Annotated in this window: 31 protein-coding genes and 1 riboswitch; of the genes, 21 read left to right on the top strand and 10 right to left on the bottom strand. The window is 49.9% G+C overall.

All coding sequences use genetic code 11. The annotated features are described in order from the left end of the window. Positions 1-730: TGS domain-containing protein (locus tag MVG27_RS05595; protein ID WP_297556327.1), on the top strand; the 730-nt coding region annotated here is incomplete at its 5' end. A 6-nt stretch (positions 731-736) separates the two neighbouring features. Here MVG27_RS05595 and cyaB read toward each other — a convergent pair. From cyaB to MVG27_RS05580, 3 genes are read right to left on the bottom strand one after another with little or no spacing between them, the layout of a single operon-like run. After that, on the bottom strand, positions 737-1,249 hold the full coding sequence (cyaB, locus tag MVG27_RS05590) for a class IV adenylate cyclase (protein WP_297549147.1): 513 nt from the start codon (positions 1,247-1,249) through the stop codon (positions 737-739). A gap of 1 nt (position 1,250) precedes the next feature. Continuing rightward, the gene (locus MVG27_RS05585) at positions 1,251-1,733 is read right to left on the bottom strand and encodes an Lrp/AsnC family transcriptional regulator (RefSeq protein WP_297549145.1); all 483 of its coding nucleotides are present in this window, start codon (positions 1,731-1,733) and stop codon (positions 1,251-1,253) included. Further along, positions 1,708-2,268 (bottom strand): flavin prenyltransferase UbiX, encoded by a 561-nt coding sequence (locus MVG27_RS05580; RefSeq protein WP_297549143.1) that lies wholly within the window; start codon positions 2,266-2,268, stop codon positions 1,708-1,710. The genes MVG27_RS05585 and MVG27_RS05580 overlap by 26 nt, the downstream gene beginning before the upstream one ends. 66 nt (positions 2,269-2,334) lie before the next feature. Here MVG27_RS05580 and MVG27_RS05575 point away from each other — a divergent pair, with 66 nt between their 5' ends. Further along, a complete protein-coding gene (locus MVG27_RS05575; RefSeq protein WP_297549141.1) occupies positions 2,335-3,132 on the top strand; it encodes a diadenylate cyclase in 798 nt (265 codons plus the stop codon). Positions 3,133-3,148: 16 nt separating this feature from the next. Here the strand turns inward: MVG27_RS05575 and pyk are convergent, their stop codons facing one another. Next, positions 3,149-4,585, bottom strand: a complete 1,437-nt coding sequence (pyk, locus tag MVG27_RS05570; RefSeq protein WP_297549139.1) for a pyruvate kinase — start codon at positions 4,583-4,585, stop codon at positions 3,149-3,151. Positions 4,586-4,681: 96 nt separating this feature from the next. Between pyk and MVG27_RS05565 the strand changes: the two genes are divergently transcribed. Further along, positions 4,682-5,155, top strand: coding sequence for a peroxiredoxin (locus MVG27_RS05565; RefSeq protein WP_297549137.1), 474 nt, complete (start codon positions 4,682-4,684; stop codon positions 5,153-5,155). On the opposite strand, the gene MVG27_RS05560 is transcribed toward MVG27_RS05565, so the two are convergent. Beyond that, positions 5,127-5,834 carry a peptidase M54 gene (locus MVG27_RS05560; RefSeq protein WP_297549135.1) on the bottom strand — a complete coding sequence of 236 codons (708 nt, stop codon included), beginning with the start codon at positions 5,832-5,834 and terminating at the stop codon, positions 5,127-5,129. The genes MVG27_RS05565 and MVG27_RS05560 overlap by 29 nt on opposite strands. Positions 5,835-5,922: 88 nt before the next feature. Further along, positions 5,923-5,998: riboswitch (Fluoride riboswitch) on the top strand. A gap of 14 nt (positions 5,999-6,012) precedes the next feature. On the opposite strand from MVG27_RS05560, the gene MVG27_RS05555 reads away from it, so the two are divergent. From MVG27_RS05555 to coaBC, 8 genes are all read left to right on the top strand, one after another. Next, positions 6,013-6,882 (top strand): hypothetical protein, encoded by an 870-nt coding sequence (locus tag MVG27_RS05555; protein ID WP_297549133.1) that lies wholly within the window; start codon positions 6,013-6,015, stop codon positions 6,880-6,882. Between the two features lie 5 nt (positions 6,883-6,887). Further along, a complete protein-coding gene (locus MVG27_RS05550) occupies positions 6,888-7,556 on the top strand; it encodes a DUF6062 family protein (RefSeq protein WP_297549131.1) in 669 nt (222 codons plus the stop codon). Then, positions 7,535-7,885, top strand: coding sequence for a hypothetical protein (locus MVG27_RS05545; protein ID WP_297549129.1), 351 nt, complete (start codon positions 7,535-7,537; stop codon positions 7,883-7,885). The genes MVG27_RS05550 and MVG27_RS05545 overlap by 22 nt, the downstream gene beginning before the upstream one ends. Beyond that, on the top strand, positions 7,836-8,270 hold the full coding sequence (locus tag MVG27_RS05540; protein WP_297549127.1) for a hypothetical protein: 435 nt from the start codon (positions 7,836-7,838) through the stop codon (positions 8,268-8,270). Before MVG27_RS05545 ends, MVG27_RS05540 begins: the two co-directional genes overlap by 50 nt. Before the next feature lie 81 nt (positions 8,271-8,351). Next, positions 8,352-8,723, top strand: coding sequence for a fluoride efflux transporter CrcB (gene crcB, locus MVG27_RS05535; protein ID WP_297549125.1), 372 nt, complete (start codon positions 8,352-8,354; stop codon positions 8,721-8,723). A 5-nt stretch (positions 8,724-8,728) separates the two neighbouring features. Continuing rightward, the gene (locus tag MVG27_RS05530; protein ID WP_297549123.1) at positions 8,729-9,109 is read left to right on the top strand and encodes a DUF190 domain-containing protein; all 381 of its coding nucleotides are present in this window, start codon (positions 8,729-8,731) and stop codon (positions 9,107-9,109) included. Positions 9,110-9,198: 89 nt separating this feature from the next. Beyond that, positions 9,199-9,717, top strand: a complete 519-nt coding sequence (locus MVG27_RS05525) for a hypothetical protein (protein ID WP_297549121.1) — start codon at positions 9,199-9,201, stop codon at positions 9,715-9,717. 60 nt (positions 9,718-9,777) lie between these two features. After that, entirely contained in the window at positions 9,778-10,986 is a 1,209-nt protein-coding gene (coaBC, locus tag MVG27_RS05520) for a bifunctional phosphopantothenoylcysteine decarboxylase/phosphopantothenate--cysteine ligase CoaBC (protein ID WP_297549162.1), read from the top strand. Positions 10,987-11,005: 19 nt separating this feature from the next. Here the strand turns inward: coaBC and MVG27_RS05515 are convergent, their stop codons facing one another. From MVG27_RS05515 to proS, 3 genes are all read right to left on the bottom strand, one after another. Then, entirely contained in the window at positions 11,006-12,622 is a 1,617-nt protein-coding gene (locus MVG27_RS05515) for a carbamoyltransferase (protein WP_297549119.1), read from the bottom strand. Then, positions 12,619-14,001, bottom strand: a complete 1,383-nt coding sequence (locus tag MVG27_RS05510) for an ATP-binding protein (protein WP_297549160.1) — start codon at positions 13,999-14,001, stop codon at positions 12,619-12,621. The genes MVG27_RS05515 and MVG27_RS05510 overlap by 4 nt, the downstream gene beginning before the upstream one ends. A 62-nt stretch (positions 14,002-14,063) precedes the next feature. After that, positions 14,064-15,512, bottom strand: coding sequence for a proline--tRNA ligase (gene proS, locus MVG27_RS05505; RefSeq protein WP_297549158.1), 1,449 nt, complete (start codon positions 15,510-15,512; stop codon positions 14,064-14,066). A gap of 118 nt (positions 15,513-15,630) precedes the next feature. Here proS and MVG27_RS05500 point away from each other — a divergent pair, with 118 nt between their 5' ends. From MVG27_RS05500 to MVG27_RS05490, 3 genes are read left to right on the top strand one after another with little or no spacing between them, the layout of a single operon-like run. After that, a complete protein-coding gene (locus MVG27_RS05500) occupies positions 15,631-16,632 on the top strand; it encodes a 2-hydroxyacid dehydrogenase (RefSeq protein WP_297549117.1) in 1,002 nt (333 codons plus the stop codon). A 10-nt stretch (positions 16,633-16,642) separates the two neighbouring features. Next, entirely contained in the window at positions 16,643-17,101 is a 459-nt protein-coding gene (locus tag MVG27_RS05495; RefSeq protein WP_297549115.1) for a hypothetical protein, read from the top strand. 4 nt (positions 17,102-17,105) lie between these two features. Then, entirely contained in the window at positions 17,106-17,870 is a 765-nt protein-coding gene (locus MVG27_RS05490) for a sulfite exporter TauE/SafE family protein (protein ID WP_297549113.1), read from the top strand. Here the strand turns inward: MVG27_RS05490 and MVG27_RS05485 are convergent. After that, positions 17,829-18,377: a hypothetical protein gene (locus MVG27_RS05485; RefSeq protein WP_297549111.1), complete on the bottom strand. Its 549-nt coding sequence runs from the start codon at positions 18,375-18,377 to the stop codon at positions 17,829-17,831. The two genes, MVG27_RS05490 and MVG27_RS05485, sit on opposite strands and share 42 nt — an antisense overlap. A 70-nt stretch (positions 18,378-18,447) precedes the next feature. Here MVG27_RS05485 and MVG27_RS05480 point away from each other — a divergent pair, with 70 nt between their 5' ends. The 6 genes from MVG27_RS05480 to MVG27_RS05455 all read left to right on the top strand — a co-directional run bounded on the left by MVG27_RS05480 (position 18,448) and on the right by MVG27_RS05455 (position 23,573). Continuing rightward, on the top strand, positions 18,448-19,200 hold the full coding sequence (locus MVG27_RS05480) for a sulfite exporter TauE/SafE family protein (protein ID WP_297549109.1): 753 nt from the start codon (positions 18,448-18,450) through the stop codon (positions 19,198-19,200). Between the two features lie 4 nt (positions 19,201-19,204). After that, a complete protein-coding gene (locus tag MVG27_RS05475; RefSeq protein ID WP_297063477.1) occupies positions 19,205-19,477 on the top strand; it encodes a hypothetical protein in 273 nt (90 codons plus the stop codon). A 55-nt stretch (positions 19,478-19,532) separates the two neighbouring features. Further along, complete coding sequence (locus tag MVG27_RS05470; protein WP_297549107.1) at positions 19,533-20,672, top strand: hypothetical protein; 1,140 nt, start codon at positions 19,533-19,535, stop codon at positions 20,670-20,672. A 24-nt stretch (positions 20,673-20,696) separates the two neighbouring features. Further along, positions 20,697-21,530: a MarR family transcriptional regulator gene (locus MVG27_RS05465; protein ID WP_297549105.1), complete on the top strand. Its 834-nt coding sequence runs from the start codon at positions 20,697-20,699 to the stop codon at positions 21,528-21,530. A gap of 135 nt (positions 21,531-21,665) precedes the next feature. Beyond that, positions 21,666-22,562, top strand: a complete 897-nt coding sequence (locus tag MVG27_RS05460) for a hypothetical protein (RefSeq protein WP_297549103.1) — start codon at positions 21,666-21,668, stop codon at positions 22,560-22,562. A gap of 15 nt (positions 22,563-22,577) precedes the next feature. Further along, positions 22,578-23,573 (top strand): MarR family transcriptional regulator, encoded by a 996-nt coding sequence (locus MVG27_RS05455; protein WP_297549101.1) that lies wholly within the window; start codon positions 22,578-22,580, stop codon positions 23,571-23,573. Here the strand turns inward: MVG27_RS05455 and metG are convergent. Beyond that, positions 23,566-25,758 (bottom strand): methionine--tRNA ligase, encoded by a 2,193-nt coding sequence (gene metG, locus MVG27_RS05450; protein WP_297549156.1) that lies wholly within the window; start codon positions 25,756-25,758, stop codon positions 23,566-23,568. The genes MVG27_RS05455 and metG overlap by 8 nt on opposite strands. A 198-nt stretch (positions 25,759-25,956) precedes the next feature. On the opposite strand from metG, the gene surE reads away from it, so the two are divergent. After that, positions 25,957-26,733 carry a 5'/3'-nucleotidase SurE gene (gene surE, locus MVG27_RS05445; RefSeq protein WP_297549099.1) on the top strand — a complete coding sequence of 259 codons (777 nt, stop codon included), beginning with the start codon at positions 25,957-25,959 and terminating at the stop codon, positions 26,731-26,733. The last annotated feature ends 32 nt before the right edge of the window (positions 26,734-26,765 follow it).

Here is a 26,765-nt window from a genome sequence, read left to right as displayed (position 1 = left end):
GAGAATTAAACTCCAGCACATGAAGCTGGAGCAGGCAATAGCGGACCACCTATCGGGAATAGGCGTGGGCGAGGAAGACGTCTGGGAGGCCATACACAGGGTTGGGCTTTCAAGTGACCCCACCAAGTGGAGCGACGAGGATTTGATGGCATTCGTTCGCGAGTTGCGCAAAATTAACAAGCCCATAATAATCGCCGCAAACAAGGCCGATGCGGCGAGCGATGAAGAAATCAAGAGGCTCATCAGAGAAGGAGAAAAGCGAGGCTATATAGTCGTCCCGACGAGTGCCGCCGCGGAGCTTACCCTTAGAAAGGCCGCAAAAGCTGGATTCATAGACTACATACCCGGAAGTTCCGACTTTAAAGTCCTCAAAAAGATGAACCCCAAGCAGGAAAAGGCCTTGGAGCTTATCAGGGAGAAGGTTCTCAACAGGTTCGGTTCAACGGGCGTTCAGGAGGTCATAAACAGGGCCGTGTTTGAGTTGCTTAACCTGATTCCAGTTTATCCTGTCCAGGACGAGAACAAGCTGACCGACCAGTTCGGCAACGTTCTGCCCCATGTCTACCTCCTCCCGAAGGGCTCAACGCCGAGGGACTTGGCCTACAAAGTCCATACCGACCTTGGAAAGACGTTCCTCTACGCGGTGAACGCCAGAACGAAGAGGCGCGTTGGGGAGGATTACGAACTCCAATTCAACGACATAATCAAGATAGTTGCAACGGCCAAGTGACGTTGTTCATCTCCCTTCTTTTTCCCGGATTAACTCCTGGTAGAGCCTCGGCTCAACGTCTTTCTCGCTCAGTCCGAGCCTTTTCGCAACTTCCCAGATTTTCCGCTTTGCCCCTTCAACATCCTCGGAAATGACCTCTATGTCCAGAAAACCGCCGAGGCCTTCAACGTCGTTGAGCTCAAAGGTAATGCCGTCAAGCCTATAGACCAGGCGACGTTTCCTAACGGTGACATCCTCCCTATAGCCAAGCCTTCTAAGGATTTCAACGGTTGTGTGGAAGTCGGAAACTTCGACCTCAAGCTCGTCGAACTCCTCGTTCCTGCCTGGATCCTTGATTTCTTTGTATGTCAGAAAAGACTTCCCGAGGTTTTCGATTTTCCTAACGCGAAGAAGCTTTGGAAAGGGAAGGGAGAAGTAAACGTCCTCTTGGAGCTCTTCTCCAACGAAAGAAGCCCCAAGGGACTCGATTTTCAGTTTAATTTTCTCGAAGTCAACCCTGAACTTCACCTCAACTTCCATCTCACACCCCCACGAGGAAACCAACGAGATCTTTGCCCTTAACAAAGCTCTTTATTGGGATAACTTCCACGCGCTTCAGAGTTGGGAGAACTCTTATCGTCTCATCAATGAACTTGTTGAGCTTGTCCTCGTTTTCCTCCCCCACAAGGGCTATAACACTGTCCTTACCACTCCTGGCAACTGCAAGAACGTTAGGGAGAATCGAGAGCGTTTTGGTTATGTAGCTGATGTATTTCTCAAGGAAATCTTCGATGATCGGAGTTTCTGCCTGGATGTATATCAGAGCTATCGCCTTTGGACGGAGAGAATCTCCAAGGATGATGGTGTATCTATCGATTACACCCTTCTCGAGCAGTTTCTTTATTCTAAAGTGTATCGTAGATTCCGGCCGGTTTAATTTTTCAGCTATTTCTGAGATAGTTAATCGAGCATCCTCCTTGAGGAGTCTGAGTATGGCTCTATCGAGATCGTCCAGCTGTACCATGGGGAATCCCCCAACGTTGGTAAATATCGTTATCAATTTCCAGAATATCTAAGATTTTGCCGATTATAAAGTTTATTATATCATCCACAGTCTTTGGTTTTGTGTAAAATCCAGGGGAGGCCGGCATTACTATCGCTCCGGCCTTAGTAACGCGCAACATGTTTTCAATATGGATTAAGTTTAATGGAGTCTCCCTAATCAAAAGCACAAGCTTTCTCCTCTCCTTCAACGCCACATCTGCCGTTCTGGTAATTAGGTTGTCTGCGTAGCCGTTCGCTATTGCAGAGAGCGTCTTCATCGAGCAAGGGGCAATTACCATTGCATCAAAAGGATACGAGCCGGAAGCTGTTGGGGCAAAGAGGTTGTCCTCCGAGTAATCCGGCTTGAGCTCGATGCCGAGTTCGTGACGGGTGACTTTTATCCCCGTCTCAGTAGCGAGAAGAATCACATCGTGCCCAAACTTACGAAGAACTTCTGTAAGTCTTACACCATAAACCGCTCCACTTGCACCGGTTATCGCAACAACTATCCTCATACCATCACCATCACCCCTAATCCGCTATCTTTTTATACCTTTTTGGCCGAAAAACTTTGAAGAACCATGAAGATAAATCCCGTTCTCATTGAAAGTGCCATAGACATTGCCGAGAAACTAAACGCCAAAGCCCTTGTAATAATGGAGGAGATAAAAGAGGAAGAAATTCCAAAGACGGAACTGCCAGTTGTCCTAGTTGGCTCCTCATTTGATGTTGATGACGAGAAAATTAAGAAAGTCTCGATTCCTCAGAACCTTGACCTCAACAACATTCTGAACTTACTTTCAGCGTTTCTCCTCGAACACGAGATTCTAAAAGAAGGCGATTCGTTCGTTTACGTTACAGAGGAATCTATTGGGATTAGAACCGTCAAAAAAGGTATCTCGGCCATGAAGAGCTTCTTTGCCCAGAATCAGAACGTTCTTCAAAGAATGCTTGAGATAGCCATCGAGCTCAGCGTTGAAGGCAGGGAGGGAACACCCGTTGGAACAATATTTGTTATCGGCGATACGAGGAGGGTTCTAAAGCATTCTCACCAGCTGATTCCAAATCCCTTCAAAGGCCACAAGATTAACGTTCTCGACAAGGAGAGCAAAGAGATAATCAAGGAGTTTGCCCAGCTGGACGGGGCTTTCCTTATAAGGGAGGACGGGAGGATAGTTTCCGCAGGTAGGTACCTTGAGGTCGAACCAAAGGTCATAGACCTAATGCTCCCCCCAGGTCTGGGGAGCAGGCACATAGCGGCCGCCGGGATAACCAAGCTGACAAAGGCGATGTCTATAAGTCTTTCCGAGAGCGGGACTATTAGAATTTTTAAGAACGGGCTAATGCTTCTTGAGTACAACCCAAGGTTGAACTATTAAAAAGAAAGGACAAAGCTCAAACGTTGAAAATTCTAATTGTATTAGTCCCAGCCGTTCTTCCAATGGGCGTTCCCTTAGTGAGGAGAACTGTGTCTCCTTCGTTTACCAGTCCCAACCCAGTGATAACCCGTATTATTTCTTTCTCGCTAGTCTCTTCAACTACGAATGGATAAACACCATAGGAGAACATTAGAGTATGAGCAACCCACTCGTGAGTCACAAAAGCTAGAACCCACTGTCTTGGCTTGAACCTGGCTATTAACCTAGCAGTCTGGCCTGTTCTCGTGGGAGTCAGAATGTACTTAATGTCGATGGAGTTAAGTGCCTCAATAATGCTCCTCGCTATTGCGTCTTTGATGGTCCCCTTCGTTGATCTGCGTCCCTTCCACTCGTTCATCTTCCACTCAACCGTCCTGCTAGCCCACAGGCTGTCCCTGTAAGCCTCGGTGGTTTTCGCTATTTTGGCCATCATCTTAACGGCATCAACGGGATACTTCCCAACGGCAGTTTCTTCCGAGAGCATGACTGCATCTGTTCCGTCGAGGATTGCGTTTGCCACGTCGGTAACCTCGGCCCTGGTGGGAAGCTTCTCGTGGGTCATGCTTTCGAGCATCTGAGTGGCAGTGATTACGGGCTTTCCGGCGCAGTTTGCCCTTCGTATAAGCTTCTTCTGGAGAATGGGGAGCTTTTCTATCGGCATCTCAACACCGAGGTCTCCCCTTGCAATCATTACTCCATCGGAAGCATTCAAGATTTCATCGAAGTTCCTAACCGCATCGGGACGCTCTATTTTTGCAATCAAGAAAAGATGTCCACGATGAGAATCAACGAAGCGCCTCACTTTGAGGACATCGTAGGCCGAACCAACGAAGCTTATGCCAACTGCGTCAATACCGACCTCGAGGGCAAACTTCACGAACTCCAAGTCCTTCTCAGTCACGGCCTCGATTGCAAGTCTTGCCTTTGGAACGTTTATCCCCTTGTGGGAGAAGAGAGTTCCACCAACGAGAACCTTACATATAACGTCCTGACCGCGGACTTCTTCAACGCGAAGCGCTATGAAGCCGTCGCTGAGGTAAATTACGTCGCCTTTTGAGACCAGCTTCGGGAAGTCCTTGAACTCGACCGGAATTACCGCCTCGTTTCCAACAACGTCCCTCGTAGTCAGCGTTATCGTCTGCCAGCGCCTCAGGTTTACAGAGCCACCCTCGATTTCCCCAACGCGAATCTTGACACCGGGCAAATCGCCAAGTATCGCAACGGGTCTGTCGAGCTTTTCAGAGACTTTTCTAACGAGCTTTACTGCCCTCTCGTGCTGTTTGAGGTCACCGTGCGCAAAATTCAGCCTAGCAACACTCATTCCAGAACGAACCATCGCTGAAACAGTTTTTTCGTTTAAAGAGGCAGGGCCGAGCGTCGCTATAATCTTAGTTTTCTGCCCCGGAAGTCTCATGGTACCACCTAAGAAAAAACTATGTCATGTCTCTAAAAAACGTTTCCCGCGGAAGGTTTATTAATTAGGGCTTCCTAAACGCTCCGGGTGATTTTTATGACGTACTTGGACATTGAGGTCTTCGATGAAAACGGCGAGAAAGTTCGGGTTGGGGACATACTAAAGGGGCGGTGGACGGTTCTTTATGTTTATCCAAAGGACAACACCCCCGGCTGTACGACAGAGGCAAAGGAGTTCACAGAGCTCTTGCCAGAGTTTGAAAAACTCGGCTTTCAGGTAATCGGAGTTTCCAAGGACTCCGTCGAAAGTCACAGGCGTTTCAAGGAGAAGCACGGCCTTAAGGTCAAACTTCTAAGCGACCCGAAAACCGAACTCATAAAGGCCCTCGGTGCCTGGGGTAAGAAGAAGCGCTATGGAAAGGAGTACGAGGGCGTAATTAGGAGCACCTTCATCGTAAACCCTGATGGTGAAATCGTATGGGAAAAGCGCAACGTCAGGGCAAAGGGACACGCTGAAAGGGTTCTCAAAATTGTCAGAGAGCTCATCGGGGCACAAAACGGGAAGTCCTGAGGTTTTCTTTCAGTTTCTCCATACATGGCCTGCAGAAACCCACCGGTCTCAAATCCCACTCTTCAATAGTTGCCGGTGGATTCATGACGCAGGCGTTTGAGCAGTGTTCAAGGCCAAATGCATGGCCAACTTCGTGGAGTATACCCTTTAGAAGGCGAGCTTTAAAGGTCTCAAGCTCTCTCTGGAGGATTTTGGTGGCAAGGCTTTTAACTTCATCCTCAACGCTGGGGCTCTCAAGGGCCCTTAGCGTCATTCTCAGGACGTCGGATTCAAAGGGCCTCATGGAGAGCACCATTATCCTTCTGCCAACCCTTTCTGTTTGAAAGCCAAGGAAACTCTCGTATATGTCGAAGTATCGGTTTCTGGAAGCAAGCGGAAAGCTGACCAGACCGAGAATTTTATTCATTGCCAGACCGTCTTCCTTTTCCATCTCGACCTTGAGACGGTAATCAAGAAAATCAATAACAACTTCCAAGGGATAAAGTTTAACACTGCCTTCCTTTGTTTTAACGCTGATTAGGTAACCGGGCTCTAAAGTGAGACTGTCAAGGTAAAGAAACTTGAGTGACAATCCCCAGTCTGTAAAGAGCCTGTTGGCCTTATCAATAATATCAAACATTGCATCTTTCAGTATATTTTCGAGGAAGTTAGTGGCGTATGTGAAACCTATGAACTCCATTATCCCCCTCTCGAAACAGTAGCGGGAGTTGTATTTATAAGGGTTCTTAAGAGCATTGAACCATGAAACTTTTAAAGCACCACTTTAAGTGAATAAGGGCGATGGCGTCCGCCGTGGGCTTCGAGCCCGAACCGCCCGAAAGGGCTGATGACGCCTGTTCTCCACAGGAGGTGAGAGAATGGGCTCGAAGCTGTATGAAATTGGTAGATACGTTGACGTTAATAATGCTCTTCGCTATGTTGAGAAAAGACGTCATGAAGATGGTGGTTACTGCTTCGTCAGTGTTCTCGACGATACAAACGTGAACGATACCTACTACGCTATCAAAATCTATAACCTTCTTGAACTCGAGTTTCCAGAACCGGAGAAAACAATAGAATTTCTGTCCAGGTCAATACAGCCCCAGACTGCTGTAGTGGCCATAGCAATGGCCCTCGAAGGCCTTGCCCTTCTTGGCGCCAAAGACCTCGCAAGGGAGAAGAGTGAGATAGTATTCACCAAATATAACCCCGCCGAAGGAAAGTTTGCCGTCGGTCTCGGTGGAAGCGAGGAGTTCGGAACGGCGACACCACTCGAGGCCACATACTGGGTCACAAAGGCTTTTGACAAGATAGGCGTGAAATTTGATTCCGAGGAAAGGGACGCCATCAGGACCTTTGTCATGAAGTTCCGCAACGGCAACGGCTATGGAGTCAAACAACCAACGACCACGATGACATACCAGGCGCTGTTTACCCTCTACACCCTCGGATACAAACCTCCAAAGAGCCCACACTTCAGGAACTGCGAGCTCTGTGGTGACTGGGGTGGCTTTACCGAGGTGCCTTACAGCCTTCCACCCTACCTTGAGCCAACGTTTTACGCAACTAGAGGCCTTGAACTTCAAAAAGAGACACCAACATGCCCCAAGAGGCACATATGGTTCATTCATCAGCTTCAAAACCCAAACGGAGGCTTTAGAAGGAGCCTCGAGCTGGGTATTTCAAACTTCCAGAACACATATCGGGCTCTAGCAGTTGTTGACTCGATGATAAAGTACATTCCGTGAGGAGCATGGACATCATTGAGATTGAACTTAAAAAATCAATGGAGGAAGAAGGCTGTCCAATATGCAGGTTAGTTGAAAAGTTCGAAAAGGAAGAGATAGAAACGATACTCTACGAACACCCCAATGATCCAGAGGTCAGAAAAGCCTTTCAAAAGAGCCTAGGACTATGCCCAAGGCATGCATGGAAGACGCTAAAACTCGCCCTTTCAAATCCTCTCCTCGGTCCCCACGGTATTTCAGTAATCTACGAAGACGTTCTTAAATGGTACCTCAAGGGGGGTCAGAGCACAGAAGAATGTTTTCTGTGCAAGCTTTCCTCAGAAAAAGAAGAAACTCTTCTTGAATCCTTCTCTGAGAGACTTCCATCTCTTATTGAGTCCTACGAAAAGTCCCCCTCTATATTATGCAGAAGACATTACGAAGAAATATTAAATAGGATTAGTGATGAAAAGCTTAAGGAAAAACTATCACAAATCCAGAGGAGAAAACTGGAAAGACTCCTTAAGAGGCTTGAAAGCTTTGTTGATACTTTTGATTACAGGGTAGAGAGAAGACCTAGTGAGAAGGAAAGACGGGCTCTCGCCGAGACAATCGAGTTCTTTTCAGGGAGAGAAGTCGGGCCAGAATGCAGGGAAAGAAGGAGGGAAAAGAAATGGCCATTGAAATTGAGGTAAGTGGAGAGGAACTTGACAAAATCAGAAAAAGGAGAAGGGAGATAGAAGAAAGACTGAAAGACGTTGAAGGACTTGAAAGAACTCTAAAAGTCCTCAAATATGAGATTCTCCTTGAGCAAAAGGAAAAACTCTCGAAAAAACTCCAAGAGATGGAAGCTCATTACAGGGAACTCCTTGAGTTCGAGAAAAGGGCAAAGCGAGACAGGGAGTATATGATTAAACTAAGGAGTGAGCTGAGCAGGGAAAACGAAATACTGAGAAAGCAGATAGGTGGGAAAAATGAAAATAGTCGTACGTGGAAGGGGAAAGTGGAGAAAAGTAACATTTAACGTTCCAGATGAATTGTGGAGAAAAATAGAGGAAGCATGTAGACGAAACGGTTTCCGAGTTGATGAAGCCCTTAGAATAATACTTCTCAATGGATATTTGGATAAGTCCGTCAGTGAAGAGGAGATACTTCAGCTTGAAAAAGACATTGAAAAACTTGAAGAGCAACTCTACGAGCTCGAAGGGAAGTGGTCGCCCCTAAAGTTTAAGGCCTATTATTCCGCCTTAGACAATCAAAACCTCGCAATAACTCTCTCGGGCTTAATTGCCGAGAACAAAAGGTTAAGAAAAATGCTGGGCCTGAAAGAGAGGGACTTCTCAAAGGTAGAAGAGTTAATCCACTACTACATGTCCTATGCTTTCGGAGACAAAACCAAAAAATTTTAAATAGACCTAATCAATTAGCCACCTCAGATGCCAGATACAGTTCTATCCATAAATCCAAACCAGTGGAACAGGGGGGATTAGATGAACGTAAGACCAATGATCCTAATAGCGCTCGGAGGAGCAGTTGGGGCTCTAGCAAGATTTTATATCTCAGGTCTACTGCCAACATACAAAGATTTCCCGGTGGGAACTCTAATTGTGAACTCCATAGCGAGCTTTATCCTTGGCTACCTCTACGGTCTCCTTTTCTGGGGGATTGACGTTACCCCGGAGTGGAGACTTTTCTTAGGGACTGGTTTCTGTGGCGCTCTAAGCACGTTCTCAACGTTTTCATACGAGACATTTTCACTCCTTCGAGATGGTGAATACTTCATCGCGGGACTTAATGTTTTGGCAAACGTTTTTGTAACCCTCAGCCTAGTGTTCTTTGGATTCATAATTGCCCGGAGGTAAAAACCATGGTCGAGGTCGAGCACTGGAATACCCTAAGGCTTAAGATTTATATAGGTGAAAACGACCGCTGGGATGGAAGGCCTCTCTACAAAGCCATCGTTGAAAAACTCCGAAAGATGGGCATCGCTGGGGCAACCGTCTACAGGGGGATCTATGGATTTGGAAAAAAAAGCAGGGTACATTCCGCGGACGTTATGAGACTGTCAACAGACTTGCCCATAGTGATTGAGGTTGTAGACAGAGGATTTAAAATAGAAAAGGCAATCTGTGAAATAAAACCGATGATAAAAGATGGTATGATAACAGTGGAACCAACAATAGTTGTGTGGTTCGGGACAGAGGAAGAAATAAAAAAATTTGAAGAAGATGCCATCCATGAGGAATAATTAACAGGTCCCCCCAATAACTTAATAAGGGATTAAAACTAACTAATTATAAACTGAAGTTACAATTGTTGTCAACGAGGGGAGTTACCATGATGTCATTGGAATTCGAGATTCCAGTCAAGGGGCTCAACAGTGTTATGGACGTTATACTCAGGGAAGACTCCAAGCTCCAGTGGGTTTATTACCGAGAGGATACCCAGAGCGTTGTTGTACGGACAACTGTTTCGAAAAACGCTCTTCAGAAGTTTTTACTCAGACTGGCCTCCGTTGTGGAAGTACCAGTGGAGGTTACAATAATTGAGGAAAAGGAAACAGGTAAAGCTATTCATGAAGCTTTTCTCCTTAGAGTTGACGTTTCAACAGGATCATACCCCGTAGTCATACTGCTCCTTTATAACGTCAGCAAGTTTTATCCGGATACAATTATAGTAGGAACATCAGCCAATGCACCAGAGGAGCTTGTTGATACAGTTCTCAACCTAACAATCGGAAAAGTCAATTTGTTTGAAACAGAAAGAGTTAGAAGCTCAATTATAGATGATGGCCTTTTTATACAACTCAGGGCAAATATTCCTCGCGCATCAGACACTGAGATAGTTTTGATCTGAACATCTGAACTATGTCAGAAGTTTCTTAACCTCTCTTCTAAACTATTTTCGGTGGTTCCCATGCTCCATCACGTCAAGCTAATTTACGCCACTAAGAGCAGAAAGCTCGTCGGCAAGAAAATCGTTCTGGCAATTCCCGGGAGCATAGCGGCAGTCGAGTGTGTCAAGCTCGCGAGGGAGCTCATAAGACACGGAGCGGAAGTTCACGCGGTCATGAGCGAGAACGCTCAAAAAATAATCCACCCCTACGCTATGGAGTTCGCCACAGGTAATCCCGTCGTGACTGAAATAACGGGCTTCATTGAGCACGTTGAACTTGCCGGAGAGCACGAAAACAAGGCAGACTTAATCCTCGTCTGTCCTGCGACGGCCAACACCATCTCAAAAATCGCCTGCGGGATTGACGATACTCCAGTTACTACCGTTGTGACCACCGCCTTTTCCCACACACCGATAATGATAGCCCCAGCCATGCACTCCAGCATGTATGAGCACCCAATCGTAAGGGAAAACATTGAGAAGCTCAAAAAGCTCGGCGTTGAGTTCATAGGGCCCCGCTTTGAGGAGGGCAAGGCAAAGGTAGCCTCGATGGAAGAGATAGTCTACCGCGTCATCAAAAAGCTCCACCCCAAGACTCTCGAGGGCAAGCGCGTTTTGGTCACAGCAGGCGCGACGAGGGAGTACATAGACCCCATTCGCTACATAACCAACGCGAGCAGTGGAAAGATGGGAGTTGCCATAGCGGAGGAAGCTGACTTCCGCGGTGCTGAGGTGACGCTAATCAGAACGAAGGGAAGCGTTCCGAGCTTCGTCGAGAACCAGATTGAGGTTGAGACGGTGGAGGAGATGCTGGAGGCGATAGAGAGCGAACTGAAGGCCAAAAGATACGACGTCGTCGTCCTGGCCGCGGCCGTCAGCGACTTCAGGGTCAGGAACAGGGCTGGGGTAAAGATAAAGAGCGGGAAAGCTCTAACGCTTGAGCTTGAGCCGACGCCGAAGATAATAGACATCGTGAAAGCCCTCCAGCCCGATGTGTTTCTCGTTGGCTTCAAGGCAGAGACGAGCGAGGAAAAGCTCGTTGAAGAGGCTAGGAAACAGATTGCCCGCGCCGGAAGCGACTTAGTCGTTGCCAACACTCTGAAGGCCTTCGGGAGCGACGAGAACGAGGTTCTGCTCGTGTCCAGGGAGAGCGTTAAGAGACTGCCAAAGATGAACAAGAGAGAGCTGGCCGAAAGGCTCTGGGACGAAATAGAGAGGATAGCTTTTTAGATTTGATCCACTTTGATATTCATTCCTCTTTCCACACCGCAAAGCCCTCGAGTACCAGAACGTCCAGTCCGGCTTTCCTGAACGTCCTTAATGCATCTTCCGGCGAGCAGACTATTGGTTCACCGTGTATGTTGAAGCTCGTGTTCAGCACCGCTCCAATCCCTGTCTTTTTATGGAACTCCTCAATTATGCGATAATACACCGGGTTGACGTCCTCCCTTACCGCCTGCGGTCTGGTCGTGCCGTCAACGTGCACAACCGCCGGCGCTTCCCTCCTAAAGTCCTCGCTTGCCTTATAGCTCATCGTCATGAACTCGTTGGGAGTTCCGTTTAAGTCTTCGAGGTATTCTCCGGCTTTCTCCCATAGGAGCGAGGGCGCGAAGGGCTGGAAGACGTCCCTCTTCAGCGCGACGTTGAGCCTTTCCTTGACACTTTCATCGCCCGGGTCCGCTAAAATCGAGCGGTTCCCCAAGGCCCTGGGCCCGAACTCCATAGGGCCCTGGAAGAAGCCCACGAGCTTTCCTTCCATCAAGGCGTCGGCGACAAATGACGGAACGTCGCTTACCTCCTCGTATTCGAGACCCTTCCCCTTGAGAAAGCCCTCCACTTCCTCCCTGCTGTAGGCCGGCCCGAGGTAGACGTGCTCAAGCTTGAAGGACCTCCACCTGCCGTCAAGCCTCTCCAACTGGGCCTTCACAAAAACCGCCGCCCCAAAAGCCAAGCCAGCGTCGTCCATAGCCGGAAAGACCCAGAGGTTGTCGTCGCCGACGATTTTTCTAAGAACTGCGTTTGCCTTGACATTCTGGGCGACTCCTCCCGAGTATGCTACCGGAAGCCCTTTGTCTCTAAGTTTTACACCGAGTTCCTCGATGAGCTTTTCGAGGTGAGCCTGAGCACTGGCCGCTATTTCTATCGCCTTCCTCTGGAGCTTCCCATCAAGGTTTCCGCGTTTCATCTCATCTGCTATTCTCTTTGCGCTCTCAAGGGGATAGCCAAAGAACTCGGCAAGTTTCTTGGTGGCTTCAACGCCGATGACCTTAAGGTGGTTGTCAAAGCTCAGCCCGTTAAGCTCGATTATCGCGCTTAGGTCGTATGTCGGCATTCCGTAGGCGGCCAAACTCATGACCTTGCCCTCGTGTCTCATCGGCCTGAAGCCGAGCAGTTCTGTGACAGAGGCATAAAAATCGCCGAGAGAATCAAGGTAAGTGCTCTGGGCAATCCTAACCATCTCGCCGTCTCTCGCTATATAAATCGAGGAACTCAGTCCATCTCCTGCAGCATCTATGCTAACCGCGAGTGCCCCACGCCAGCCTGATGTATAGTAAGCTGACGCGGAATGAGCGAGGTGGTGCTCGACGAATATGACCTTCCTCTTGAAGTCCCTACCAAAGATTGCCCTCAGGTTTTCCTCAAGCTCAAGGAGGCGCTTCTGTCTCCTGAAAATTCCCGCAACGGCTATAACATCAACGTCCTCAGGAGTGGCACTGGCCATTTCAAGGACTTTCCTCACGCTAAGCTCAGGAAAACCGCGGTATTTCTTGATTCTGTTCAAGCGCTCCTCATTGACGGCAAAAATCCTGTCTCCGTCTATCAGAACGGCTCCGGCGTCGTGGCCGTCGTGGACTCCGAGTATCATGCTACCTCACCCATGTCATCGAGGTCCCAAACATAGCCGAGTTCCCTTAGTTCTTCCTTGGGCTCAACTCTTTTTGCGATTATTCCAAACTCAAACTTCCAATCCTTAAGTCCCATGAGTTGAGATTTTCCAGCGAGCTTCTCAAATACCCTGAACGCGTCGCGCTTTCTTAACTCCTTCCACTTCACCTCAACGAGAAGGGCCTTTTTTTCGATTTCGTCGAGGAGGACGAGGTCAACTTCCTCACCTTTGCTCCACCATCTCCCGATTTTTGTTGGTCTCAACGGAAGTTCGCGGGATTTCTTCAGCAGGAACTGCCTCGCGATATCCTCGAAGATTCTCCCCACATACTCATCGAGGTCGTTCATGACGATTCTCAAAAGCATGTCACCGTTACCTGTTTCGATTAAATCTGCGTTTGGATAAACGTACCTGAACCAGAAGGCGAAGTAGGGGTCATTTATGTAGTACCTTCCCTTTTTGCTCTTCCTGCTCTCAGTCACGGGAACATCACGACGGACAATGCCCAAGTCAATCAAAACTGAGACGTACTTTCCAACGGTTGCCCTCTCGAGACCAGTCTCGTTCATTATCTCACCCACTGTGGTTCTGCCCCTGGCTATAGCCTCGAGAATTGCAAAATAAAGCCTCGGCCTGTCGAGTTCTTCTCTCAAAACGAACTGGGCATCGCTGTAGAGAAGGCTGTCCTGTCTGAAGTATCTCTCCAGAAGGTTCTCCGCGAGGGTTAGGTTATCCTCAAATTCGAGCAGGTAAGCCGGCGTTCCACCAAGAATCGAATAGGCCCTCACAAAGTCCTCAAGCGTAAACCCCGGGAGAAATTCCCTGGCGCTGAAAAAATCTAAGGGTTCCATCTTCAGCTGACCCGTTCTCCTCCCGTAGAGGGGACTTTTGTAGCCGAGGAGCCTTTCCATCATCGAAACGCTTGAGCCACTTATTATGAGGTATAGCTTTCCCTTATAGAACTTGGTGTCCCAGTACTCCTGCAGAATTGAGGGTAAAGCCCTGTTTGAGAGCACAAGGTAAGGAAACTCGTCTATGGCCACGATTAGCTTCTCCTCAAGACTTTTTTGATGAAGGTACTCAAAGAGTGCGTCCCAGCTCTGGAAGGGGTTTTTTAGAAGGACTTCGTCGTTAAAGTAAAGCGCTATCCTCTCAGAAAAACGCTTCAGGTTTTCCAGGTCGCTGGTCTCTCTGGCGAGGAGGTATATTCCACCGTGTCTTTTTAGAAACTCCGTTATAAGAGCAGTTTTTCCCACCCTTCTACGCCCGTAGATTACGATGAACTCCCCCTTTCCACTCCCCAATCGGTTTTCCAAGAGGCTTAGCTCACACTTCCTGTCCACGAACTTCCAAGACAATTTACTCACCAGTAATTTACTCAGAAGTAAATTACTTAAAAGTATATTGGTGGGAAAGGAAATCAATAGGTCCTCGCGAACCTCGCTATGAACTTTGCCTCCCTACCGCAGACCGGGCACTTCTTGCCCTCTGGAGCTTTAGCCTTCTCCTCAGGGTAGGGAACACCGAGCATCTTGGCGTCGAGCTCTTCCTCCATTTTAAGGCCACACTCCTCGCTTCCGCACCAGGGAATCTCAACTACCCCGCGCCTGTCCTCGAAGACCTCTTTGGCTTCTTCTATCGTATCAACGCGCTTGATGTGGCCTTCAAGGAACTCCTTAGCACGGCTGTAGAGGTTTTCATGAATCTCATCCAGGGTCTTTCTGACCTCTTCAACGATATTGTCGCGCTCGACTGTGAACTTCTCCATCGTGTCGCGCCTCGCTATAACAGCCTTCCTCCCTTCAACATCCCTCGGGCCGACCTCGATTCTAAGGGGAACTCCCTTGAGTTCCCAGTCGTAGTACTTCCTGCCCGGCCTTATGTCGCGTTCATCAACGTGAACCCTAAAGCCGGCTTTTCTAAGCTCCTCGGCAATTTCCCTCGCGTATGCGAAGACGTCAACGCTGGCCTCTTTCTTCGGTATGGGCACGATTACAACCTGAATCGGGGCAATAGTTGGTGGGAGGACCATTCCGTTGTCGTCTCCGTGAACCGCTATAACCGCCGCCAAAAGCCTCTCGCTCATTCCAAAGGTAGTCTGGTGAACGTATTCGTGGTCACCGCTTTCCGTCTCGTATTTTATGTCGTAGGCCTTGGCGAAGTTCTGCTTGTAATTGTGCATCGTGCCTATCTGAAGGGTCCTGCCGTCGGGCATCATTATCTCCGCCCCGAGGGAGTAGTAGGCACCGGGGAACTTGTCCCACTCCGGGCGTTTGGAGATTATGTAGGGGAGAGCAAGGAACCTGGCGAGTCTATCAAATATCTCAAGGTCCTCCTTAATCTGCCTCTCCGCGTCTTCAAAGTCAGCGTGAGCGGTGTGGGCCTCGAAAAAGCGGCTGATTTCCCTGACTCTGATGAGGGGCCTGGTGTGCTTGGTCTCGTAGCGGTAAACGTTCACTATCTGATAGACCTTGAAAGGCAAATCGGCGTGGGAGCGAATCCAGAGGGAGAACATTGAGTACATAGCGGTTTCACTGGTGGGACGAAGGATGAGCCTTACGTCGAGCGGGTCCAGACCTGCATGTGTGACCCAGTAAACCTCATCCTCAAACCCCTTTATGTGCTCTGCTTCCTTCTGGAACTCCGTTTCGGGAATAAGAGCAGGGAAGAGAACCTCATCGTGGCCTGTTCTCTCCATTTCGGCCCTTATGAAGGCCTCTATATTGCGCATAATCCTGAGACCGTAGGGAAGCCAGACGTTCATACCCTTGACAGGATAACGCTTATCGATTATTCCAGCGGTTTCGAGGAGCTCGTTATACCACTCGCTGAACTCGTTGCTCCACTTTTCGCGCTTTACCTTCCCCATGAGCACCACCTAAAGAGAGAACAGGGAGGAGTTTTTAAGCTTTCCCGGACTGTTTTCGCATCTTAATACTCCGGAAATCTTATTAGGGTCGTTTCGATAAAGGTCTCAAGGTGGTGTTATGAGACCCAGGGTTGCCGTTCTTTTCAAGATGAAGAGCAAACCGCTGGAGGAGCTCAAAAAATACGCTGACGTTGACGTTGTCCTTTATCCGAGCGTTGATGAACTCAAGAAGATAATAGGGAAATACGACGGGCTAATCGTTTCCCCACTGAACCCCGTTCCCGGGGAGGTCATAGAAAAAGCCGAGAGGCTCAAGGTCATAAGCTGTCACTCAGCCGGCTACGACCACGTTGACGTGAAGAAAGCAACGGAAAGGGGAATTTACGTTACCAAGGTTTCAGGATGGCTCAGTGAAGCGGTAGCTGAGTTCGCGGTCGGCTTAACGATAGCTCTCCTCAGGAAGATAGCCTACGCAGATAAGTTCATTCGCTCCGGAAAGTGGGACTCCCATAAAACCGTCTGGAGCGGTTTCAAGGAGATAGAGACCGTTTACGGCAAAAGGGTCGGAATCCTCGGCATGGGTGCGATAGGAAAGGCCATAGCGAGGAGAATGAAGGCTATGGGGACGGAGGTACTCTACTGGTCGCGTTCGAGGAAGGAGGATATTGAGAGGGAAGTTGGGGCCGTTTACATGCCCCTGGATGACGTCTTAAGGGAGAGCGATATCGTTATCTTGGCACTGCCGGCCACACCTGAAACTTACCACATAATCAACGAGGAAAGGCTGAAGCTCCTCGAGGGGAAATACCTCGTGAACATAGGCAGGGGAAGCCTCGTCGATGAGAACGCCGTCGCCAAGGCCCTCGAAGATGGCAGGCTGAAAGGCTACGCCACAGATGTCTTCGAGAAAGAGCCCGTTCAGGAGCACGAGCTGTTCAAATACGAGTGGGAGACCGTTCTAACGCCCCACTATGCGGGCCTCTCTAAGGAGGCCATGGAGGACATGGGCTTTCAGGCTGTAAAGAACCTTCTCTCAGTTCTCCGAGGTGAGGTTCCAGATACTCTCGTCAACAGGGAAGTCCTCAAAATCCGCCCGCCTGAAAAGGTCAAGATGCTGTGAGGGAGGAAACATGGACTGGAAGGGGAAACTTAAGAAACTCCTCGAGCCTTACGGCGAGGTTTTCGAGGAAGGTAATGGCCTAATATTCGAATTCGGGGACGACGAGGGCGAGTTCACTGACAGGCTAGCCTTCGTGGTTGAAAACCCCGAGGATTGGCCACTCATCGATGTTTCCGTCAAAGCGATAGCCGATTTAACCGACCACGACGTTCCGGGGAGGAACGTCTTCGCCTTTGGAGTCGTCCCGGAGTTCAGGGGAGAGGTAATCGAGCTCGGAATCCTCAACGGAGAGCCCGGTAAGGGCCCGGTCGTGGGCAAAACTCCTGAAAGGGTAATTGAAATAGCCGAGAGGAACGGAATAAACTACCAGCGGAGCGATGAGAGGGGACTAGGCCTTCCGAAAGGCTTCATAGAGAAAGATGCCGAGGCCCTGATAAAGCTGATTGAAGCGATAGCCTTCGAGTGGTGATTCAATGCTGAGATACTTTGGCTACCTCGCCGTCGGTGTCTTCATCGGAATCCTCGCGGCGCTCTTCGGTCTGGGGGGAGGCTTTCTAATAGTGCCTACCCTCAATTCCCTCGGCGTTGAGATGCACCATGCAGTCGGAACATCCAGCGCGGCCGTTGTCTTCACTTCCCTCAGCTCGGCCATAGCCTACCACAGGCAGGGGAGAATACACTACAAAGCCGGCCTTTTGCTGGCTTCAACGGCTGTAATCGGGGCGTACATTGGTGCCTGGCTCACGAGCTTTATAAGTGCCTCCCAGCTGAAGGTGATTTTCGGCCTTGCCCTAATCCTCGTTGCGGTGAGAATATACCGCAAGAAGACGGCAGAACCAGATGAGATTAAACTCGAGGACGTTAGGGTAAACTACAGGCTCATCCCTCTTGGTGGCTTCTTCGCTGGAATAGCGAGCGGGCTACTCGGAATAGGTGGGGGTATAATCAACGTGCCCTTCCTCACGTACCTTGGACTGCCCATCCACTACGCGGTTGCCACCTCGAGCTTTGCAATAGTGTTCACGGCCACCGCTGGAGCGTTAAAACACTACGCTATGGGCAACGTTGAAGTTCAGTGGCTCGTCCTCCTCGTCCCCGGGTTGATAATCGGCGCACAGCTTGGAGCGAAAATAGCGAAGAGAACGAGGGCATCTTCCCTAAAAAAGGCCTTCGCCGTTGTTATGGCCCTTTTAGCATTAAGGATGATTCTCAAGGGCCTCGGCCTTGCCATTCCTTAGCCATTCCCTCCTGGCTTTTAGGTAGAGCCCAAGGAGAACCAGCGAGATGGCCAGTGAAATAGCCCACGCCGTTAAGAGGGGTCTATCGTAGGGGTAATAAAGGCCATCTAACCCGCCAACAAAGATATGGGGAATCATCATGAGGAGTATCATCAGGGCCAGAAAAAGTCCCACAAAACCGCCGATTAGGAACATCACGGCATTGGAACTTCCGTATCCCATCCGTCCCCTGATGAAACCCTCGGCCCAGTAGCCGAGGAAGAGTGTGAGCGTTGCCAAAACTCCTGCACCAATGGGGTGAACCGGGTTCAGCTTTTCTCTTTTCCACAGGGCTAGGCCGTAAAGGGTTACGAGAACGAGAAACGCCCCCGCACAGCTCAGCCACACCGAAAGGTCTTTGTAAAAGCCGTAGGGAGCGTCCCAGTTTGCAAAAGCTACGGCCCCCGGCTGGGTGAGTGTAAACCCCAGACTGACGATGAACCAGTAGGATATGGCCTTTGCCTCCATGAATATGGTTTCTCCCTCTTCAGTAAAAGGCTTTCGTCAGTTTTATAAAAACGAGGGGGAACTATCTCCCATGAACAACTACGCCCTTTACTTCGCCGTTGGAGTCACGGTTGGGGTAGTCTCAGCCCTCTTCGGCCTCGGAGGAGGCTTCGTGTTAGTCCCGGTTTTAAACATTCTGGGCGTGGGGATTCATCGAGCTGTGGGGACCTCAAGCGCGGCGGTCGTGTTCACGGCACTGAGCTCCACCATAGCTTACTCAAGGAGGGGGCTGATACACTACAAAACAGGCGTCCTGCTCTCGATTCCCGCCATAGTTGGGGCATACCTCGGTGCCGTCATGACGACGTACGTTACCCCAGGAGAGCTGAAGGTCATCTTCGGCGTAACGCTCCTCTTCGTGGCTTACAGGATTTACCGGAAGAAAACCGTTGAACTGAATGAGACCAGGCTCAGTGAGATTAAAATAGACTACAGGCTTGTCCCCATTGGCGGGTTCTTCTCTGGGATAGCGAGTGGCCTCCTTGGAGTTGGGGGAGGAATCATAAACGTTCCGTTCCTTGTCTGGCTTGGAATGCCGATGCACTACGCTGTCGCCACGTCAAGCTTTGCGATAGTGTTCACTTCAACGAGCAGTGCGCTCAAGCACTATTACCTCGGCAACGTGGACGTTCACTGGCTTCTCCTCCTCGTGCCGGGACTGATTGTGGGGGCACAGATAGGTGCGAGACTCGCCGAAAGGATTAAGGCAAGGAACCTAAAGACGGCCTTTGCAATGGTCATGCTTTTGCTGGCAATCAGAATGATAATCAGCGGGTTGAGGTGATTCCATGGAGGAGCTCATCGGGAAAGTTCGGGAGAAGTTCGGTTTCGAAGTTGAAAACATGGCCGACGCCTGGAAGCTCGTTGACTGGCTTGAGGAGAGAGGTTGGGTGGTTTACATCATAACCGCCAGGGACAGGAAGCAGGTTGATGCCTGGCACCCCAACTACGGAACCCTTTTCGCCCAGTTCGGCGAGACCCCAAACTTTGGGAGCATCTTGGAGGGTATCCTGACCGTTGCACTCCTTGCAAAGGAGCTTGAGGAGAAAGGAACGATTTGAAACGCGCGTTTCACCGCGACCCTAAAATAGCCCCGGGGAGTATTGGGTGACGGTGATGGCCGTGAAGCGGTGGGCCGTGGTAGTGTTGGTGGCCCTGCTCGTTGGAAGCATCGTGCCCTTCGCCCTCGCGAGCGGTTCGAGTTCGGCCACGGACGAGATTCCTCAGGAGAAGGTAGTCGCTGAAAAGCTCATAAACAACCTTAAAAAGCTGGCCGAAGTCGTCGAGGCCAGAGTTCCTGAGAACATGACTAACTCGACATATTACCAGCTGGCAGAGGAGCACTACAACAAAGCCCTCAGCGAGTTTCAAGCTGGAAACTACAACGCCTCGATGGTTGATGCGCTCATGGCAATGCACTATTACAAGCTCGTTCTCTCGGAGGTGAATATCAAAACTCCCGCGATTGGTCCAAACGCCCAGCTCAGGGCTCAGGTCGAGAGGGCAATGGCCTACCTCCGATACGCCAGTAGGCTTATCTCAGTTGCGGAGGAGCGGGGTCTAAACGTTACCAGCGCGAGCGAGCTCTACAACGAAACCCTCAATGCGTTCAAGCTCGTGGTTGAGGACATCCGCTCAGGGAACCTGACGAAGGCCCGGGAGGATTACAACGTCGCCCTTGAGAAAAAAGCCCAGCTCGACGAGGCCCTTAGGGAGCTTAGAACCGAGATGCTCCATCAGAACTCCGAGAAAATCGTTGAGCGCTTCCTCCTGAAGGGGGAAAGGGCAATTGAGCTCGCCAACAGAACCCTGAGCGAAAACCCGAGTCCCGAGCTGAACCAGACGTACAGCGCGTTCCTTGAGCTTTACACCCATGTCAAGGCCCTTGCGGATGAAGGCAGGTGGGATGAGGCACTCAACTTAATAATCGAGAAGAGGGACGTTATCAGGAACTTCCAGAGAGACCTGATGATGGAAAAAGTTAAGGTAAGAGGCCACTCCCGGTGGAGCAACAACGTCGAGGAGCTCAGGGAACTTCACAGGAGACTTATCCAAGACGGCAGAGAGTTAATGAGGCTAAAACGGGAAGGTGTAGATGTTTCGAGGGCAGAGGTTCAACTAAAAGTGGCCATGAACGAGTACAAACTTGGAATTCGTCTGCTTCGCACAGGACACCCGGAGAAGGCCAGGGAACACTTTGATAGTGCGCTTGCCCTACTCAAGGAGGTGGAGGCCTTCATAAAGGCTCACTCCTAACCCTTTCATTTTGGAGGTGGAGGAATGAAGGGACTCCGATGCATGGCAGTGGTTTTCATCGTGTTCCTTTTTGCTTCCCCCGTTCTCGCCCAGGAGACTGTTAAACTAATCGTTTACGAGGACGGTTACGTTAAAGTGGAGCTCTCGATTATACCCGATAATCGCACGGTTCCAATCATAGTTTCTGTTCCGGAGCACGCCCAGGACGTTATTGTAGAGGACCCGGAGGGAAACCCCGTTGATTTCCAGACAATTAACGGAACGCTATTAATATATCCCGAAAGCACGGAGCTCGTCAGGGTTTCCTACTACACACCCGACCTAACTTCGAAGAGCGGAATCGTCTGGACGCTGAACTTTTCTTCCGAGGTTCCATTTGAGGTTGTCCTCCCAGAGAATTCCGTGATTGTTGATTTAAGTGACATCCCACTAAGGATAAGTGAGACATCAATAACCATGCCTCCCGGAAATCAGAGCGTCTCCTACATCATTGAGAGTCCTTCACCGGTTCAAAACGGACAAGAAAGCCCACTTAAACTTATATTGGCCCTTGGAGGGGTTGTTCTCGGAGCTGGGGGAGTCCTTATCTGGTGGAGGGGTAAAAACCGATTCGACAACGGAGGCGCCTTTGAGGACTCCCTCAGAGAAATTCTCAAAAGCGACGAGCTGAAGGAGGAAGAAAAGCTCGCGCTGAAATACCTGCTGGAACACGGTGGCAGGGCGAGTCAGGCGGAAATACGAGACGCGCTGGGAATTCCAAAAACAACAGCCTGGAGGATGTTCAAACGCCTCGAGGAGAAGAAACTAATCAGAATCGTAAAGGGCAGGAAAGAGAACTGGATTGAGTTAAGGGGTTAGGGAAAACGTTATATTCTCCTATCTCAACACCCAGGTAAGGAGAAATTGAAAGGAACTTGGAGAAACGTTTCGGGCGTTTTGTTTCACCGCTTCCCTAATGTATGGTGGAGTTGTAAAATACAACGGTGATAGGCTGTGAGAGAGATTTCACTCGTGATTGCAGGTATGCTCCTCCTTTCGTTAATACCCTACTCCGGTGGGGTTAGCCCCGGTAGTATTTCAGCGTCTACCAAGGCCAGAGGCCTGCTCTTAACACTTGACAGGCTGGCAAACTACACCAAAGAGATAGGATGCAATTCCACCGATGCCGATGCGGTTAGGATGAAGGCCTGGGAGCTCTACAAGGCGGGAAGCTACAACGAAAGTATAAAAGAAACCCTAAAGGCCATGGAGCTTTACTACTCCGCGCTGGCCAAATGCCAACAGCCCCAGCCAAAGGAATACAATGAAAGCCTGCTTTCAAACGCCAGAGTCGAGCTTTCAATAGCCCAGAGTGCCCTGGAATACGCGGAAAGACTAATCAAGTCAGGAGATGTTACGGGAGAAAATCTGAAAGAGCTCGAACTGGCTTATAACCAGACGCTTTTTGCCTACAACGCGGTAAAGATTGCCCTTGAAGAGAAAGACACAGAGGATTTGGCTCATAAAATTTCCCTCCTTCATGCCTCCCGTGAAAAATTGGAAAATGTCCTGAATAACGTCGTCCAGAATACCGTGAGAACAAAGGCAGAGCTCCTTGGGGAGATGCAACTTCAAAAGATTAACATGCTAATCGAAAAAACGAACTCCACAGAACTCCTCCTCCTAAGGGCGGAGTTAGACCAAGCTTTAAAAAGTGGAAATTCCGACGAAATCCTGAAGCTTTTGAGGGAAGTTCCAAAGGTATTAAGGGAAATGGAGAGGAAAGGAAAGCTCAGGGAAATCACCCACACAATTCCCGGGCATCCTTCGTTCCCGGGAAGCTCCATGGAAAGTTCCTCGAACACGACATCCAAGAAACCTCCTGAAAAAGAGCCGGGAGAGAAGAGGTAACCCGGAGGGAGATTCGTGAAAAAACTTCCTGTGATAATACTCCTACTCCTCACTCTACCCTTGGTCACGGCACAGAGCATTGAAAAAGTTGTGGTTAGTGTGTACCCTAATGGGTATGTTAAGGTAACTGAGGTTATTGTCCCGCCGAATTATTCGGTGGCCGTAGACGTGCCGCTTTTAAGTTCAAACGTTACAGGGCTGTCCGTCTTTGACCAGAACGGTAAGCCCCTTCTCTTCGAAAAGAACGGGAGTACATTAACCGTCTATCTCCTCAACTCAACTACACAGTTCAACGTAACTTACTTCACGGCATCGCTGACGGCAAAGAAGAGCGAAATCTGGAACTTAAGCTACAGCTTTCCCTATCCCGTGACTGTAAAGCTCCCACCCGGGGCGATAGTGGTCGCCCTGAGTGCCGTCCCGCTGACAATAACTTCCGACTCCATAACCATGCCCCCCGGAAATCAAAGCGTCTCCTACATACTCCCGCCTCCAGTCACAACTCCAGAAAGAACCTCCACTTCCTCATCTCAGTCGCCAAGTCCCTCCCAGACCCAGACCTCCTCAAATACCCAAACGAACAGTACAACGGCACCGACTTTGACCTCGACTCCCCAAACCCCTTCCAAAAGCCTCGTTACTCCTTCGAACACTTCACAGCCTACAAACGGAAAAAGCTATGCTCCCCTCTTTGGAATCCTCGCAGTTGTGGGGATTTCCATTGGCGCTTTCCTGTTCAAGAAAAGGAGTAAAAGCCAGAAAACAAACCTTCCAGTATCGAGGGAGGAGTTGCTTGCAAAGCTTGAGAACCTCGGTCTTACAGACGATGAAATAAACGCACTTCTCTACGTCTACGACCACGGTGGAAAGGCGAGACAGGCGGACGTTAGGAAAGCTCTGGGAATTCCAAAAACAACAGCCTGGAGGATGTTCAAACGCCTCGAGGAGAAGGGGCTTGTGAGGGTCTACAAAAGGGGAAAGGAGAACTGGGTGGAGCTAATCTTCACCTGATTCTTGCCCCCAGCTTAACCTCCTTGTCGGGCATCAGCAGGGCAACGTTTTCTCCGTCGTCTGCCGCGAGGAGCATTCCCTGGCTTTCTACACCGCGAAGCTTCTTCGGCTCAAGGTTCGCTATTATAACGACCGTCTTGTTGAGGAGCTCTTCCGGCTTGTAGTACTTCTTCAATCCTGCAACCAGGGTTCTTACCTCGTCTCCGATGTCAACCTTGACCACGTAGAGCCTGTCGGCGTTCGGGTGGTCCTTGACCTCGATTATTCTTCCAACGCGAAGGTCGAGCTTCGCGAAGTCATCAAAGCTCACATAGCTCATTTTCTTCGCCTCCTTCTCCTTCTTTTTCTTTCCGGACTTCTCGATTTCCTCACCGTAGATGCTCTTAAGTATTGCCCTCGCCTCGTCTTCGTTCTTGAAGCGTTCGTATGCGACTTTCACCACGTCATCGCGCTTGTAGTACTTATCGAGGAGCAGTCTGGCGCTCTCGGGGTTGCCACGGGCTATGTAGTTCAGGATGAAGTAGATTATCTCGTCGTCGGTTACCTTTCTGAACATCGGGAAGGCTTTCCTGACACGATGGCCGGCTGGAACCTCCGTGAATTCCCATTTCCTCTTCTCCTCAAGGTTGAGGAGGTGCCATATCTTCTCGCTGGCATCCGGTAGGAACGGTTCAAGGAGGATTCCAAGGGCCTTGACTATCTGGAGGGAGACGTTAACCGTTGTGGCCGTCCTCTCGCGGTCTGTTTTAGCGGTCTTCCACGGTCTCTGGTGGTCGAAGTAGCGGTTTCCGAAAATGGCCAGCTCCATGACCCTTCTCAGAGCGTCCTTGAAGCGGTAGCTCATTATGAGCTCCCCGACTTCCTTGAAGGCCTTCTCGATTTCCTCAAAGGCCCGCTTATCTAACTCGTTCAGCTCGCCCCTCTCGGGAACAACGCCGTCGAAATACCTGTTCACGAACGTCATGGCCCTGTGCACGAAGTTTCCGAGGTTGTTCACGAGTTCCTCGTTAATCTTTATCTTGAAGTCCTCGAAGGAGAAGTCGCTGTCCCTCGTTTCGGGCATTATGGCTGTAAGGTAATAGCGGAGGTAATCCGCCGGCCATACGTCAAGGAACTCATGAACCCATATGGCCCAGTTCCTGCTCGTTGAGAACTTCCTGCCCTCGAGGTTGAGGTACTCGTTTGCTGGAATGTCGTAGGGAAGGAGCCATTCTGCCTCGACTTCATCGTCCCTGTATTTGCCATAGGCCATCAGGAAGGCCGGCCAGAATATCGCATGGAAGGGTATGTTGTCCTTGCCGATGAAGTGTATGACCCTCGTCTCGCCGTCAAGGTTAAGCCAGAACTTCTTCCATTCATCCTCTTTTCCAGCCCTCTTAAGGGCCTCGATTGTTATGGAGATGTAGCCGATAGGTGCTTCAAACCAGACGTAGAGAACCTTCCCCTTGACGTCCTCATCATCCAGCGGAACCGGGATTCCCCAGTCCAGGTCCCTGGTTATTGCCCTCTCCTCAAGGCCCTCGTTAATCCACCCAAGGACTGTGTTCTTGACGTTGGGCTTCCAGTGCTGGCCCTCAACCCACTTCTTAAGCCTCTCCTCGAAGTCCTTCATTTTGATGTAGTAGTGGGCCGAGTCCTTGAAGGTTATCGGGTTTCCGCAGATGTTACAGCGTGGATTTATGAGGATTTCGGGCGTTAAGGGCCTTCCGCAGACCTCACACTGGTCGCCACGCTGGTTTTCGGCGCCACAGTAGGGGCAGGTTCCGATAACGTATCTATCGGGCAAAAACATCTTGTCGTGCTCACAGTAGGCCTGTTTGGTGACCTTCTTTACGAGGTGGCCGTTTTCAAGTGCCTTTAAAAAGAACTCCTGACTGAGCCTGTAGTGAACGGGCAGTTCAGTCCTTCCAAAGAAGTCGAAGCTTATCTTTGCCCTCTCAAATGTCGTCTTGATGTGCTCGTGGAACTCATCAACGATTTCCCTCGGGCTCTTTCCTTCTTTGAGCGCACGGAAGGTTATTGGAGTTCCATGCTCGTCGGTTCCACATATGTACAGCACTTCCTCGCCCTTCAGCCTGAGATAGCGCACGAAGATGTCCGCTGGGAGATAAGCTCCAGCAAGGTGCCCCGCGTGAATCGGCCCGTTTGCGTATGGAAGAGCGGAAGTAACCATGTAGCGCACCATTTCAACCACCGAATGCCGTTGTTCCCTGCGCTTATAAGACCTGCGGGTTTTAAACATTACGGTGAGTTATTAAGTTAGGTAAGAAATATATACAATTTAACATAAAACTTCGACTGATAACTGGGATTTTTGTCGGGAATATTATAAACCCGAAAATTTCTTCTTTGATGACCAACCAATAAAGCATGGGGAGGTCACATGAGAATACTGCTCACCAACGATGACGGAATTTATTCTAATGGTCTGAGAAATGCAGTAAAAGCCCTGAGCGAGCTCGGTGAAGTTTACGTAGTTGCACCTCTCTTCCAGAGGAGCGCAAGCGGTAGAGCCATGACCCTCCACCGGCCGATAAGGGCAAAGCGCGTGAACGTTCCGGGGGCAAAGGTGGCTTACGGCATAGATGGGACTCCGACGGATTGCGTTGTTTTTGCAATAGCCCGCTTTGGGAAGTTTGACTTGGCCGTCAGTGGGATAAACCTTGGAGAAAACCTGAGCACAGAAATAACTGTCTCCGGAACTGCTTCAGCGGCTATAGAGGCCTCCACGCACGGAATCCCAAGTATAGCCATAAGCCTTGAAGTTGAGTGGAAGAAAACCCTCGGTGAGGGAGAGGGAATAGACTTCTCGGTTTCGGCCCGTTTTCTCAAGAGAATTGCCCGGGCGATACTTGAGAGAGGTCTTCCCTCCGGAGTGGACATGCTCAACGTTAACGTTCCGAGCGATGCAACCGAAGAGACCGAGATAGCCATAACAAGGCTCGCGAGAAAGCGCTACTGTCCAACGGTTGAGGAGAGGATTGACCCGAGGGGACATCCCTACTACTGGATTGTGGGGAGAAGAAAGACTGAATTCGAGCCCGGAACCGATGCTTACGCCCTCAAGGTTGAGCGGAAGGTCAGCGTTACGCCGATAAACATAGACATGACAGCCAGAGTGGATTTTGACTTGATCCGGGAAATCTTAGAAGGGCCATGATTGCCTGACCTTAGAACAAGAACTAAAAACTG

Source organism: Thermococcus sp., from assembly GCF_027011145.1.
In the GTDB taxonomy this organism is placed as follows: domain Archaea; phylum Methanobacteriota_B; class Thermococci; order Thermococcales; family Thermococcaceae; genus Thermococcus.
The sequence above is the reverse complement of the archived record's forward strand: the minus strand, read 5'-3'. Positions and strand labels throughout refer to the sequence as shown.

What these genes read in the sequence shown, in the direction of transcription:
- MVG27_RS05560 (WP_297549135.1), bottom strand. Translation starts at nt 5,834, where the DNA reads ATGGAGTTCATAGGTTTCACATACGCCACTAACTTCCTCGAAAATATA.
- proS (WP_297549158.1), bottom strand. Translation starts at nt 15,512, where the DNA reads ATGGGGAAGGTAAAGCGCGAAAAGTGGAGCAACGAGTTCAGCGAGTGG.
- MVG27_RS05515 (WP_297549119.1), bottom strand. Translation starts at nt 12,622, where the DNA reads ATGATACTCGGAGTCCACGACGGCCACGACGCCGGAGCCGTTCTGATA.
- MVG27_RS05500 (WP_297549117.1), top strand. Translation starts at nt 15,631, where the DNA reads ATGAGACCCAGGGTTGCCGTTCTTTTCAAGATGAAGAGCAAACCGCTG.
- MVG27_RS05545 (WP_297549129.1), top strand. Translation starts at nt 7,535, where the DNA reads ATGGCCATTGAAATTGAGGTAAGTGGAGAGGAACTTGACAAAATCAGA.
- crcB (WP_297549125.1), top strand. Translation starts at nt 8,352, where the DNA reads ATGAACGTAAGACCAATGATCCTAATAGCGCTCGGAGGAGCAGTTGGG.
- metG (WP_297549156.1), bottom strand. Translation starts at nt 25,758, where the DNA reads ATGGTGCGCTACATGGTTACTTCCGCTCTTCCATACGCAAACGGGCCG.
- MVG27_RS05465 (WP_297549105.1), top strand. Translation starts at nt 20,697, where the DNA reads ATGAAGGGACTCCGATGCATGGCAGTGGTTTTCATCGTGTTCCTTTTT.
- pyk (WP_297549139.1), bottom strand. Translation starts at nt 4,585, where the DNA reads ATGAGACTTCCGGGGCAGAAAACTAAGATTATAGCGACGCTCGGCCCT.
- surE (WP_297549099.1), top strand. Translation starts at nt 25,957, where the DNA reads ATGAGAATACTGCTCACCAACGATGACGGAATTTATTCTAATGGTCTG.
- MVG27_RS05475 (WP_297063477.1), top strand. Translation starts at nt 19,205, where the DNA reads ATGGAGGAGCTCATCGGGAAAGTTCGGGAGAAGTTCGGTTTCGAAGTT.
- MVG27_RS05565 (WP_297549137.1), top strand. Translation starts at nt 4,682, where the DNA reads ATGACGTACTTGGACATTGAGGTCTTCGATGAAAACGGCGAGAAAGTT.
- MVG27_RS05485 (WP_297549111.1), bottom strand. Translation starts at nt 18,377, where the DNA reads ATGGAGGCAAAGGCCATATCCTACTGGTTCATCGTCAGTCTGGGGTTT.
- MVG27_RS05575 (WP_297549141.1), top strand. Translation starts at nt 2,335, where the DNA reads ATGAAGATAAATCCCGTTCTCATTGAAAGTGCCATAGACATTGCCGAG.
- cyaB (WP_297549147.1), bottom strand. Translation starts at nt 1,249, where the DNA reads ATGGAAGTTGAGGTGAAGTTCAGGGTTGACTTCGAGAAAATTAAACTG.
- coaBC (WP_297549162.1), top strand. Translation starts at nt 9,778, where the DNA reads ATGCTCCATCACGTCAAGCTAATTTACGCCACTAAGAGCAGAAAGCTC.
- MVG27_RS05470 (WP_297549107.1), top strand. Translation starts at nt 19,533, where the DNA reads ATGGCCGTGAAGCGGTGGGCCGTGGTAGTGTTGGTGGCCCTGCTCGTT.
- MVG27_RS05540 (WP_297549127.1), top strand. Translation starts at nt 7,836, where the DNA reads ATGAAAATAGTCGTACGTGGAAGGGGAAAGTGGAGAAAAGTAACATTT.
- MVG27_RS05580 (WP_297549143.1), bottom strand. Translation starts at nt 2,268, where the DNA reads ATGAGGATAGTTGTTGCGATAACCGGTGCAAGTGGAGCGGTTTATGGT.
- MVG27_RS05495 (WP_297549115.1), top strand. Translation starts at nt 16,643, where the DNA reads ATGGACTGGAAGGGGAAACTTAAGAAACTCCTCGAGCCTTACGGCGAG.
- MVG27_RS05585 (WP_297549145.1), bottom strand. Translation starts at nt 1,733, where the DNA reads ATGGTACAGCTGGACGATCTCGATAGAGCCATACTCAGACTCCTCAAG.
- MVG27_RS05525 (WP_297549121.1), top strand. Translation starts at nt 9,199, where the DNA reads ATGATGTCATTGGAATTCGAGATTCCAGTCAAGGGGCTCAACAGTGTT.
- MVG27_RS05530 (WP_297549123.1), top strand. Translation starts at nt 8,729, where the DNA reads ATGGTCGAGGTCGAGCACTGGAATACCCTAAGGCTTAAGATTTATATA.
- MVG27_RS05555 (WP_297549133.1), top strand. Translation starts at nt 6,013, where the DNA reads ATGGGCTCGAAGCTGTATGAAATTGGTAGATACGTTGACGTTAATAAT.
- MVG27_RS05490 (WP_297549113.1), top strand. Translation starts at nt 17,106, where the DNA reads ATGCTGAGATACTTTGGCTACCTCGCCGTCGGTGTCTTCATCGGAATC.
- MVG27_RS05550 (WP_297549131.1), top strand. Translation starts at nt 6,888, where the DNA reads ATGGACATCATTGAGATTGAACTTAAAAAATCAATGGAGGAAGAAGGC.
- MVG27_RS05480 (WP_297549109.1), top strand. Translation starts at nt 18,448, where the DNA reads ATGAACAACTACGCCCTTTACTTCGCCGTTGGAGTCACGGTTGGGGTA.